The organism is Pseudomonas sp. 05N433 (genome assembly GCF_056396925.1).
In genome coordinates this window covers 1-11,802 of the sequence record NZ_JBFTML010000023.1, presented here as the reverse complement: position 1 = coordinate 11,802, position 11,802 = coordinate 1, and the positions used below count along the sequence as shown (strand labels likewise).

12 protein-coding genes are annotated in these 11,802 nt (G+C 61.0%); all 12 read right to left on the bottom strand.

Features of this window, described 5'->3' with window-relative positions:
- Positions 1 to 134: 134 nt before the first annotated feature.
- The gene (lipA, locus tag AC1DIS_RS14220; RefSeq protein ID WP_007946663.1) at positions 135 to 1,157 is read right to left on the bottom strand and encodes a lipoyl synthase; all 1,023 of its coding nucleotides are present in this window, start codon (positions 1,155 to 1,157) and stop codon (positions 135 to 137) included.
- 1 nt (position 1,158) lies between these two features.
- Positions 1,159 to 1,806, bottom strand: a complete 648-nt coding sequence (gene lipB, locus AC1DIS_RS14215) for a lipoyl(octanoyl) transferase LipB (RefSeq protein ID WP_007937425.1) — start codon at positions 1,804 to 1,806, stop codon at positions 1,159 to 1,161.
- On the bottom strand, positions 1,806 to 2,081 hold the full coding sequence (locus AC1DIS_RS14210; RefSeq protein ID WP_003215438.1) for a DUF493 domain-containing protein: 276 nt from the start codon (positions 2,079 to 2,081) through the stop codon (positions 1,806 to 1,808). Before AC1DIS_RS14210 ends, lipB begins: the two co-directional genes overlap by 1 nt.
- Positions 2,082 to 2,164: 83 nt before the next feature.
- Positions 2,165 to 3,322: a D-alanyl-D-alanine carboxypeptidase family protein gene (locus tag AC1DIS_RS14205; RefSeq protein WP_018925757.1), complete on the bottom strand. Its 1,158-nt coding sequence runs from the start codon at positions 3,320 to 3,322 to the stop codon at positions 2,165 to 2,167.
- Positions 3,323 to 3,505: 183 nt separating this feature from the next.
- Entirely contained in the window at positions 3,506 to 4,516 is a 1,011-nt protein-coding gene (locus AC1DIS_RS14200; RefSeq protein WP_064620605.1) for a septal ring lytic transglycosylase RlpA family protein, read from the bottom strand.
- Entirely contained in the window at positions 4,516 to 5,526 is a 1,011-nt protein-coding gene (mltB, locus tag AC1DIS_RS14195; protein ID WP_086945938.1) for a lytic murein transglycosylase B, read from the bottom strand. Before mltB ends, AC1DIS_RS14200 begins: the two co-directional genes overlap by 1 nt.
- Positions 5,527 to 5,543: 17 nt before the next feature.
- A complete protein-coding gene (gene rodA, locus AC1DIS_RS14190; RefSeq protein ID WP_019650887.1) occupies positions 5,544 to 6,647 on the bottom strand; it encodes a rod shape-determining protein RodA in 1,104 nt (367 codons plus the stop codon).
- 31 nt (positions 6,648 to 6,678) lie between these two features.
- Entirely contained in the window at positions 6,679 to 8,574 is a 1,896-nt protein-coding gene (gene mrdA / locus AC1DIS_RS14185; protein ID WP_111454207.1) for a penicillin-binding protein 2, read from the bottom strand.
- Positions 8,575 to 8,584: 10 nt separating this feature from the next.
- Positions 8,585 to 9,052, bottom strand: coding sequence for a 23S rRNA (pseudouridine(1915)-N(3))-methyltransferase RlmH (rlmH, locus tag AC1DIS_RS14180; protein ID WP_007937439.1), 468 nt, complete (start codon positions 9,050 to 9,052; stop codon positions 8,585 to 8,587).
- A gap of 9 nt (positions 9,053 to 9,061) precedes the next feature.
- Entirely contained in the window at positions 9,062 to 9,556 is a 495-nt protein-coding gene (rsfS, locus tag AC1DIS_RS14175; protein WP_019581345.1) for a ribosome silencing factor, read from the bottom strand.
- A gap of 72 nt (positions 9,557 to 9,628) precedes the next feature.
- Positions 9,629 to 10,318: a nicotinate-nucleotide adenylyltransferase gene (nadD, locus tag AC1DIS_RS14170; protein ID WP_018925751.1), complete on the bottom strand. Its 690-nt coding sequence runs from the start codon at positions 10,316 to 10,318 to the stop codon at positions 9,629 to 9,631.
- A 1-nt stretch (position 10,319) separates the two neighbouring features.
- Positions 10,320 to 11,591 (bottom strand): glutamate-5-semialdehyde dehydrogenase, encoded by a 1,272-nt coding sequence (locus tag AC1DIS_RS14165; protein ID WP_064620611.1) that lies wholly within the window; start codon positions 11,589 to 11,591, stop codon positions 10,320 to 10,322.
- Positions 11,592 to 11,802 lie beyond the last annotated feature (211 nt).

Below are 11,802 nucleotides of genomic sequence, written 5' to 3'. Positions count from 1 at the left end.
CAGGAACGGGAATAAACAAAAGAGGGTCAGTCGCACCACGGCTTGCAGGAAAAGCCTGCAGAGGATGTGGGCACCGCCAATGAAAACGCCCGCAAGGACTAACCTTGCGGGCGTGCTCTTTTCTCAGCGCGGAATCAGGACGACATCAATTCGGCCTTGACCAGCTTCGCCTGCTCGTCGGCGTGGTACGAGGAGCGTACCAGCGGGCCGGAAGCGACGTTCTTGAAGCCCATCTTGTAGCCTTCCTCGGCAAACCAGGCGAAGGTGTCCGGGTGCACGAAGCGCTGGACCGGCAAGTGGCTGCGGGACGGTTGCAGGTACTGGCCCAGGGTCAGCATGTCGATGTCGTGTTCGCGCATGCGTTTCATGACTTCGATGACTTCTTCGTCGGTTTCGCCCAGACCCAGCATCAGGCCGGACTTGGTCGGAATGTGCGGCATCATCTGCTTGAAGCGTTGCAGTAGGGTCAGCGACCACTGGTAATCCGACCCCGGACGCGCAGCCTTGTACAGGCGCGGCACGGTTTCCAGGTTGTGGTTGAACACATCTGGCGGCTCGGCGGCGGTGATTTCCAGTGCGACGTCCATGCGGCCACGGTAGTCCGGGACCAGGGTTTCGAGCTGTACGTTCGGCGACAGTTTGCGGATTTCACGGATGCAGTCGGCAAAGTGCTGGGCACCACCGTCACGCAGGTCGTCACGGTCTACCGAGGTGATGACCACGTATTTCAGTTTCAGGTCGGCGATGGCAATGGCCAGGCTTTCCGGCTCGTTCACGTCCAGTGGCTTCGGACGACCATGGCCAACGTCGCAGAACGGGCAACGACGGGTGCAGATATCGCCCATGATCATGAAGGTCGCGGTGCCGCCGGAGAAGCACTCGCCCAGGTTCGGGCAGGATGCTTCTTCGCAAACGCTGTGCAGCTTGTGTTTGCGCAGCAAGGCCTTGATGCGGTCGACTTCCGGGGAAACCGGGATGCGCACGCGAATCCAGTCAGGTTTCTTCGGCAGTTCGGTGGTCGGGATGATCTTCACCGGGATGCGTGCAACCTTCTCGGCGCCGCGCAGCTTGACGCCGGCTTCAACCTTGGCACGCGGGGCCGGACGCTCGGTGACATCGAGCGTCGGGATCATGGTTTGCACTGCATCAGTAGTCATATCAATCGATTCCGCCCGTTAGGGTCGTCTGCTCAGCATAGTCGAGGTGTTTGACGAGCTGCGCGCGCAGCCGGGCACTTACCTCGGCAAATTCAATCGGTCCTGCGTGATCGCGCAGCTGGGTCATCGCCAGCCCGGCATAGCCGCAGGGATTAATCCGTCGAAACGGTTCCAGGTTCATATCCACGTTCAGGGCCAGGCCATGAAAGGAACAACCGTGGCGGATCCGCAGACCCAAGGACGCGATTTTCGCGCCATCGACATAGACACCCGGTGCATCCGGCTTGGCGGATGCGGTCACGCCGTAACTGGCCAGCAACTCGATCAGGCACTGCTCCATGCGGCTGACCAGGTCACGCACGCCGAACCCCAGCTTGCGCACATCCAGCAACAGGTAGGCCACCAACTGGCCCGGACCGTGGTAGGTCACCTGCCCACCGCGGTCGACCTGCACCACCGGAATATCGCCTGGCAGCAACAGGTGTTCAGCCTTGCCGGCCTGGCCCTGGGTGAACACCGGAGGGTGCTCGACCAGCCAGATCTCGTCGGCGGCATCGCTGCCGCGTTCGTTGGTGAAGCGTTGCATGGCATGCCAGACTGGCTCGTAAGCCATCTGGCCAAGTTCGCGAAAGCCCAGCGTGCCAGGCATCACAGCACCATGTGCACGAAGCCGGTAGCCCGCAGTTCGCTGTTGATGTTGTACAGCTGGTCCTGGTCGGTGGCGACGATGTGCAACTGAATCGTGGTGTACTTGCCGTTGGTGCTTTGGCGCTCATCAACGCGGTCATGGTTGATCGTCGCGTGTTTCTTGACGATCTCGATGATCTTGTCTTTGTTGCCCACACCCGTATCGCTGATCACCTTAACCGGGTAATCAACGTTGGGGAATTCGATCTTAGGCGCCTTTACTTCGGTATCGGTCATGGCGTAACGGCCTCGTAAGCGTAAGCCGTGGCGACAGCAAGGCCCCACGCCGGATCAGCGTGGGGCCATGCAGGTGCACACTATCAGTTGAACAAGCCGTAGAAGAATAGACGGATGCTATCCCACATGCGGCGGAAGATACCACCCTCGTCGACTGCGTCCAGAGCGATCAGGTCGGCGCTGTGCACCACTTTGTCGTCCAGTTTCACTTCGACTTTACCGATCACGTCGCCCTTGGCGATGGGTGCAACCAGTTGCGGGTTCATGGTCATGCTGGCAGCAAGCTTCTTCAGCTGGCCTTTTGGCAAGGTCATAGTCAGGTCTTCAGCCAGGCCGGCCTTGACTTGATTGGTGGTGCCTTTCCAGACAGGTGCCTGAGCCAGCTCGGCGCCTTTCTGATAGAAGGTCTGGGTTTCGAAGAAGCGGAAACCGTAAGTCAGCAACTTCTGGGTTTCGGCAGCACGAGCCACTTCGCTGTTGGTGCCGAACACCACGGCGATCAGACGCATGCCATCACGTACGGCCGAAGACACCATGCAGTAGCCGGCTTCGTCGGTGTGACCGGTTTTCAGACCGTCGACAGTCTTGTCGCGCCACAGCAGCAGGTTGCGGTTAGGCTGCTTGATACCGTTCCAGAAGAACTCTTTCTGCGAGTAGATCGCGTAGTGAGCCGGGTCTTCGTGGATGATCGCGCGAGCCAGCACGGCCATGTCGTGAGCCGACGAGTAGTGCTCCGGGTTCGGCAGACCGGTCGGGTTCATGAAGTGGGTGTTGGTCATGCCCAGATCAGCAACGGTTTTGTTCATCAGGTCGGCGAATGCGTCTTCGCTGCCGGCGATGTGCTCGGAGAGCGCAACACTGGCGTCGTTGCCCGATTGAATGATGATGCCGTGCAGCAGGTCGCTGACGGTAACTTGCGAGCCGACCTTGATGAACATCCGCGAACCACCGGTACGCCAGGCGTTCTCGCTGACGGTCACCGGATCGTTTTCGCCGATCTGGCCACGACGGATTTCCAGGGTCGCGATATACGCGGTCATCAGCTTGGTCAGGCTGGCCGGCGGCAGACGCTGGTCACCGTTGTTCTCTACCAGCACGTTGCCGCTGCTGGCGTCCATGAGTACGTAGGCTTTGGCGGCCAATTGCGGTGGCGACGGCATCATCTCGACCGCGAAAGCCGCGGGAGAGAGAAGCAGCGGGACTAGCAGGCACAGGCGTTTGGCAAAGGTGGTGATGTTCATCCGTCTCTCGAAATCGCTAATGGAAACTGCCCTAGGGCAAAACTAATCAGACAACTTTTCAAAAAGCTGTCACGTGTTCAGTTGCTCACTCTGTAACCCTTGCCGGGCTTTTGTTCTTCAACGAGCCAACAACCCGGTTCGCCCCCCAAAACTGCAAGCGAACCGTCAATCAAGTACTACGTGTTACTCGGCGCTGACCAGGCTCGGTGAACCGAGATTGGCCAGCCGCACGCTGTTCTGCACCTGCTGGATTTCACCCGCAGAGCCGATCGGCCCCATGCGCACCCGATGCAGAGTCTGCTGGTTACGCACGATCGAGCTGATGAACACCGGAGCGCTCACCATCCCGCTGAGCTTCGATCTCAGGAGCTCTGCAGCGTCCGGGTTGGCGAACGCGCCCACCTGCAGATACTGGCCAGAGGCTGGTACAGAAGCGTTTTTTTTTGCATCGATCTGCACGGGCACAACGGCCGCGGCGTGTTGCTGCGGCGGTGGCGTCCATTGCTCGACGGTGCCAGTGGAAGCGGTCATGGTCGGCGCGGCATTTTGCGCCACTTGCGGCTCGTTGAGCATCAACGGCGCCGGACGACCTCTCTGCGCCCACCATTCCTGCGGGTCGATGCCTTCGACCTTGACCCGCGCCGTGCCGATTTCAGCGTAGCCAAGCTTCTTGGCGGCCGCGTAGGACAAGTCGATGATCCGGTCTGAATAGAACGGCCCACGGTCATTGACCCGCAGAATCACCGTCTTGTTGTTGTCCAGGTTGGTCACCCGAACGTAACTTGGCAGTGGCAAGGTCTTGTGGGCGGCGCTCATGCCATACAGGTCATACACCTCGCCGTTGGCGGTGTTCTGGCCGTGGAACTTGGTGCCATACCAGGACGCCGTGCCCGACGCGACGTAGGTCTTGGATTCCTGCAGCGGGAAGTAGGTCTTGCCCAGCACGGTGTACGGGTTGGCTTTATAAGGACCGCTGTGCAGGGTCGGCGTGGCATCCGGGATGCGCGATACGTCGACGTCCCACCAGGGTGCGCCATCCTTGTGCGCCCGGTTGATGTCCAGGCCGGGGGCCGAACGAACGGCGGTGGAAGACTTCTGAGTCGGTGAGCGGCTGGTCGAACAACTGGCGACCAGCACCGCCAACGCGGCGAATGCCATGAGCTTCAGGGGTTTATTCATAGGCAATGCCCGCATTACTTGACGCCCCGTGCTTGGACCAGCTGTTCAGACAGTTGATGTACGGCCATGGCGTACATCACGCTGCGGTTATAACGCGTGATCGCGTAAAAATTCGTCAGGCCCATCCAGTATTCAGGGCCATTGTCACCTTCCAGGCGGAAAGCCGTGACCGGCATATCATCGCGCAGCGCATCATGACTCGACCAGCCCAGCGCCCGCAACTCCCCGACGGTTTTCGTCGGTTCGATGCCGTCGGTCAGCCCCTCGTCCACCTGATCGCCGCGCACATCGGCACGGCTGACCACAGGTTCGCCGGCGACCCAGCCGTGTTGCTTGAAATAACTGGCGACGCTGCCGATGGCATCATCGGGGTTGTTCCAGATATTAATGTGGCCGTCACCGTCGAAATCCACCGCATAGGCGCGAAAGCTGCTCGGCATGAATTGCGGCAAGCCCATGGCTCCGGCATAGGAGCCTTTGAGGGTCAACGGGTCGACCTGCTCTTCACGGGCCAGCAGCAGGAATTCACGCAACTCCTTGCGAAAGAAATCAGCACGGGGAGGATAGTCGAAACCCAGGGTCGACAAGGCGTCGATCACCCGATAATTGCCAGTATTGCGACCAAAAAAGGTTTCGACGCCGATGATCGAGACGATCACCTGCGCCGGCACACCGTATTCCTGCTCGGCGCGAGCCAGCACCGCCTCGTGCTGACGCCAGAAGTCCACGCCACGGGCGATGCGCGCGTCGGTGATGAACATCGGGCGATATTCTTTCCACTGCTTGACGCGTTCGGCGGGTTTGGAGATCGCGTCCAGAATCGACTGTTTGCGCTCGGCTTCGCGGAACACGCCCATCAGCTGTTCACCGGCAAAGCCGTAGTCACGGGTCATTTCACCAACGAACTCGGCCACCTGGGGTGAGCCTTCGTAATCGCCGGCCAATGCTTCCTGCACGGAACCAAGGATGCTCACCAGGCCGACCCACGGTGCGTATCGAGTCGCCCAGCCACGCATTACTTGCATTGAAATCTTCACCTTATTCAAACCTGCGCGATCCACTTGCGATGGGTATGGATCGACATCAAAACCCCAAACGCTGACAGTAGCGTCACCAGCGAAGTTCCTCCGTAGCTAATGAACGGCAACGGCACCCCCACCACCGGCAACAGGCCACTGACCATACCGATGTTGACGAAAACGTAAACAAAAAACGTCATGGTCAGGCTGCCCGCAAGCAATTTGCCAAACAACGTCTGGGCCTGGGCGGTAATCACCAGCCCGCGACCGATCAACAGCAGGTAAATCAGCAACAGCGCGCAGATACCGACCAGGCCGAACTCTTCACCCAGGACCGCAATAATGAAGTCGGTGTGGCTTTCTGGCAGGAAATCCAGGTGCGACTGGGTACCGAGCAACCAGCCCTTGCCGAACACGCCACCGGAACCGATGGCCGCTTTCGACTGAATGATGTTCCAGCCCGTGCCCAGCGGATCACTCTCGGGGTCGAGGAAGGTCAGGATTCGCTGCTTTTGATAGTCGTGCATGATGAAGAACCACATCGCCACGGCCACCGGCACGGCGGCGGCGATCACGCTGAGGATCCAGCGCCAGCGCAGGCCACCCATGAACAGCACGAATGCGCCACCGGCGAGGATCAGCAACGAAGTGCCGAGGTCGGGCTGACGCACGATCAGAATGAACGGGACACCGATCAGCACCAGACTGATCCCCACGTGCTTGAGCTGGGGTGGCAAGGAACGCTTGGCCAAATACCAGGCGATGGTCGCCGGCATCAGGATCTTCATGAATTCCGAGGGCTGGAAGCGGATCACCCCGGGGATATTGATCCAGCGGGTGGCCCCCATGGCGTTATGGCCCATGACGTCCACCACCACCAGCAAGATCACGCCGACCACATAGCCGAGCGGCACCCAGCGGGCCATGAAGCGCGGTTCGAACTGGGCGATGACGATCATCGATATCAGACCGATGCCGAAGGAAGTGGCTTGCTTGGCCAGCAGATCCCAGCTCTTGCCGCTGGCCGAATACAGCACGAACAAGCTGCCGGCGGCGAGGGTCAGCAGCAGGATCAGCAGCGGGCCGTCGATGTGCAGGCGTTGCAACAGCGTCGCACGGCGACGCATCACATCCTCGCTGGAGAGCATGCGATCGAAATTATTCTTCACGGGCCGTAGCCTCCGCACTGATAGGGCTGGCGTATTCGGCTTTCAGTCGTCCGTCCTGGTCGAGGAGCCAGGCGTCCATCACTTGACGCACCACCGGCGCGGCGACGCCGGAGCCGGACTCGCCGTTCTCGACCATCACCGACACCACGATTTGCGGGTTGTCGGCCGGCGCGAAGCCGACGAACAAGGCGTGGTCGCGGTGGCGCTCCTGCACCTTGGAGCGGTCGTACTTCTCGCCCTGCTTGATCGCAACCACCTGGGCCGTACCACTTTTGCCGGCAATCCGGTATTGCGCGCCGATCGACGCCTTGCGCGCCGTACCCCGGGCACCGTGCATTACCTGCTGCATACCGTGATTGACCTTGGTCCAGTCCGACGGGTCGCGCAGGATAATGTCCGGCATCGGATGTTCATCCTTCGGCTTCTCGCCCTCGATGGTCTTGGCCAGGTGCGGACGATTCCAGACACCCTTGTTGGCCACCAGTGCCGTGGCCTGCGCCAGTTGCAACGGAGTGGACTGCATGTAGCCCTGACCGATCCCCAGAATCAGCGTCTCGCCCGGGAACCAGGCCTGACGACGGGTCACGCGCTTCCATTCCCGTGTCGGCATCAGCCCCGGCGACTCTTCGAACATATCCAGGGAGACCTTCTGGCCAATGCCGAATTTGCTCAGGTAGGACGACAACCGATCAATCCCCAGCTTGTGCGCCAGGTCATAGAAGTAGGTGTCGTTGGAACGCATGATCGCCGTGTCGAGATCGACGAAGCCGTCACCGGTACGGTTCCAGTTGCGGTACTTGTGATCGTAGTTGGGCAGCATGTAGTAGCCCGGGTCGAACACCCGGGTCGACGCCGTGACCACGCCCGCATCCAGGCCGGCAATCGCCACCGCTGGCTTGATGGTCGAACCGGGCGGGTACAGACCGCGCAGCACGCGGTTGAACAGTGGCCGGTCGATGGAGTCACGCAGCTCGGAGTAGGCCTTGAAACTGATGCCGGTGACGAACAGGTTCGGATCGAAACTCGGCTGGCTGACCATCGCCAGCACCTCACCGGTTTTCGGGTCCAGCGCTACCACCGCACCACGGCGACCGCCAAGCGCGGCTTCGGCAGCTTCCTGCAATTTGATGTCCAGGCTCAGGACGATGTCCTTGCCGGAAATCGGCTCGGTACGTTTGAGTACCCGCAGCACACGGCCACGGGCGTTGGTCTCGACTTCTTCGTAACCGACCTGACCGTGCAATTCGGGCTCGTAGAAGCGCTCGATGCCGGTTTTGCCAATTTGATGGGTACCGCTGTAACTCACCGGGTCCAGAGACTTGAGCTCTTTCTCGTTGATCCGCCCCATATATCCCACCGAGTGCGCAAAGTGCGCGCCCTGCGGATAGTGACGAACCAGCTGCGCGACCACTTCCACACCGGGTAGACGGAACTGGTTCACCGCGATGCGGGCGATCTGCTCTTCGGTCAACTCGAACAGGATCGGCACCGGCTCGAACGGCCGACGCCCCTGACGCATACGCTTCTCGAAGATCACCCGGTCCTCGGGCGTCAGCTCCAGCACTTCGACGATCACGTCGAGCACTTGCTGCCAGTCGCCGGAGCGTTCACGGGTCATGCTCAGGCTGAAGCTGGGCCGGTTGTCGGCCACCACCACGCCATTGCGGTCGTAGATCAGCCCGCGAGTCGGCGGAATCGGCTGCACATGGACGCGGTTGTTTTCCGACAGGGTCGAGTGGTACTCGTACTGGATCACCTGAAGGAAATACAGCCGCGCGATCAGCACGCCGATCAGCGTCACCACCGTAATAGCCCCGAACACGACGCGGCCACGCACCAGACGGGCGTCTTTTTCGTGGTCCTTGATGCGGATCGGCTGGGACATGAGGGCAGAACTACTTGTGGTAAGGGTGGCCGGACAGCACTGTCCAGGCACGATACAGCTGTTCACCGATCAGAATCCGCACCAACGGGTGCGGCAACGTCAACGGCGACAACGACCAGCGTTGATCCGCCCGGGCACAGACTTCCGGCGCCAGCCCCTCGGGGCCGCCGACCATGAAATTCACCGTGCGCGAGTCCAGCCGCCAGCGATCGAGTTCGACCGCCAGTTGCTCGGTGCTCCAGGGCTTGCCGTGGACTTCGAGGGTGACAACGCGCTCGTTCGGCCCGACCTTGGCCAGCATGGCTTCGCCTTCCTGACGGATAAAGCGCGCCACGTCGGCGTTCTTGCCGCGGGTGTTGAGCGGAATTTCCACCAGTTCCAGCGCCAGCTCGGAAGGAAGACGCTTGGCATATTCATGCCAGCCTTCTTCCACCCACTTGGGCATGCGTGAACCGACGGCGATCAGTCGCAGTCGCACAGCGTTCCCTTATTGCTGGTCTTTGTTGAGCTTGGTGAAATGCTCATGGGTGTTCTCAGGGCTGTGGTGTGCAGCGCTGGCAGAACGGCTTTGCTCGGCACCGGCCCACAGGCGTTCCAGGTCATAGAACTGGCGCGCCGAGGCAGTCATCATGTGCACGATGACGTCGTCCATATCCAGCAGCACCCAGTCGCTGTCGCCCTTGCCTTCTTCACCCAGCGGCTTGACGCCTTGGGCTTTGACGGCTTCGCGGACCTTGTCCAGCATCGCGCCGATCTGGCGGTTGGACGTACCGGTGGCGATGATCATGTAGTCAGTGATGCTCTGCTTTTCACGAACGTCGATCACCTGGATGTCCTGGGCCTTGACGTCTTCCAGGGCCGCTACGGCAACCTTGACCAGCTCTTCGCCGGCCAGTGGCGCGCCAGTTGGTGCTTCTACTGGCAGCGGTGCGCTCTTGAATGTGCCCTTGCGCTTTACTTTGTTTACGTCTTTGTCAGTCATATAAAACTCGTTTTGCTCGTATGTTCGGGCGCTTCGATACACGCATTCACGTGCCTTGAAGCGCGCCCTTTTTCAGTTCGACGCACGGTAAAGTCCGTGCGCATCGATGTAGGCCAGGACCGCGTCGGGCACCAGGAAACGTACCGACTTACCGCTGGCCAGCAGTTGACGGATCTGGGTGGCGGATACCGCGAGCGGTGTCTGCCAGACGAATGCAATCTGTCCGCTCGGCCCTTTGAGGGCCAGCGGGTCGCTCACCGAACGTGCTGCCAGCAGGTTGCGCAAGGCATCCGGCGGTTCGCTGTCGGCATCCGGGCGTTGCAGCACCAGGATGTGGCAATGCTGGAGCAACTCTTCCCAGCGGTGCCAAGTGGGCAGGCCGCAAAATGCGTCCCAGCCCAAAAGTAGAAAAACCTGGTCTGAAGCGGCAAGTTCGGCGCGCATCAGTTCCAGGGTGTCGATGGTGTAGGACGGCTTGTCCCGCTGCAATTCGCGGGCATCCACCACCAACGGTGCCACACCGGCCACCGCGCACTTGACCATCGCCAGACGGTCCTTCGCCGATACCTGCGGCTTGTCCCGATGGGGCGGCCTGGCACTGGGTGTCAGACGCAACTCATCGAGAGCCAGCGATTCGGCGACTTCCAGCGCACCGCGCAAATGGCCGATGTGCACCGGGTCGAAGGTCCCGCCCAGTACGCCAATGCGTCGAGGCCGGGGCTCGCTGGCGGTCACTGGGGCTGACGGGTCGAGGTCGCCCAAGTCAGAGCGACTCCTGGCCGCGCAGCTGACCGTCACCGACCACGATGTACTTCTCGCAGGTCAGACCTTCGAGGCCCACCGGGCCGCGGGCGTGCAGCTTATCAGTAGAAATGCCAATCTCGGCACCCAATCCGTATTCGAAGCCATCGGCGAAGCAGGTCGGGGTGTTGATCATCACCGAGGACGAATCGACTTCAGCCACGAAACGCCGGGTGTCAGCCAGGTTTTCGCTGACGATCGAGTCGGTGTGATGGGAGCCGTACTGGTTGATGTGCTCGATGGCCTGGTCCAGCCCGTCGACCACGCGGATCGAGAGGATCGGCGCCAGGTATTCGGTAGTCCAGTCTTCTTCAGTGGCCGCGACGGCCTCGATGATCGCCCGGGTGCGCTCACAACCGCGCAGCTCGACGCCTTTTTCGCGGAACTGGGCAGCCATCGCCGGCAGAAACTCTTTGGCGACGGCCTGATCGACCAACAGGGTTTCCATCGCGCCGCAGATGCCGTAACGGTAAGTCTTGGCGTTGAATGCGATGCGCTGGGCTTTCGGCAGATCGGCGTGGGCACTGACGTAGACGTGACAGATGCCGTCCAGGTGCTTGATGACGGGCACGCGGGCATCGCGGCTGACCCGTTCGATCAGGCCACGGCCGCCGCGGGGCACGATGACGTCGACGTATTCGGGCATGGTGATCAGCGCGCCGACGGCGGCACGGTCGGTGGTTTCGACCACTTGCACCACCGCGGCCGGCAGATCGGCCTCGGCCAGGCCGCGCTGGATGCAGGCGGCAATGGCGCGGTTGGAGTGAATCGCTTCGGAGCCGCCACGCAGGATGGTCGCGTTGCCGGACTTCAGGCACAGGCTGGCAGCATCGATGGTCACGTTAGGCCGGGATTCGTAGATGATCCCGATCACGCCCAACGGCACGCGCATCTTGCCGACCTGAATGCCCGACGGCCGGTAACTCATGTCGCGGATCGCGCCGACCGGGTCCGGCAAGGCCGCGACCTGACGCAAACCGACGATCATGCCGTCGATGCGCGCCGGGGTCAGCGCCAGGCGTTCCAGCAGGGCCGGCTCAAGACCATTGGTGCGGCCAGCGGCCAAATCCAGTTCATTGGCTGCGGTCAGCTCGGCGCGCGCAGCATCCAGCGCATTGGCGGCCGCCTGCAAGGCGCGGTTTTTCTGCGCGGTGCTGGCACGGCCGATCACGCGGGAAGCTTCGCGGGCGGCGCGACCCAAACGGGTCATGTAGTCAAGAACGGACTCAGTCATGGTCTGTAATGGTCTTTGCTAGGCTTGGTAAAGAATAAAGCGGCAGATTATAGCTGTCGCGCCCCCCGACTAACAGCGGTGACGGGCGGATGGTCGAAATGGAGGGCAATTTGCCGACGTTCAGCCGTGATTAAGTTGCATATTGTTATCATCACGACTCAATCAGCCCTGATAATCGCTGTTCATCATGACTAACCTGACTGTTCGTGCG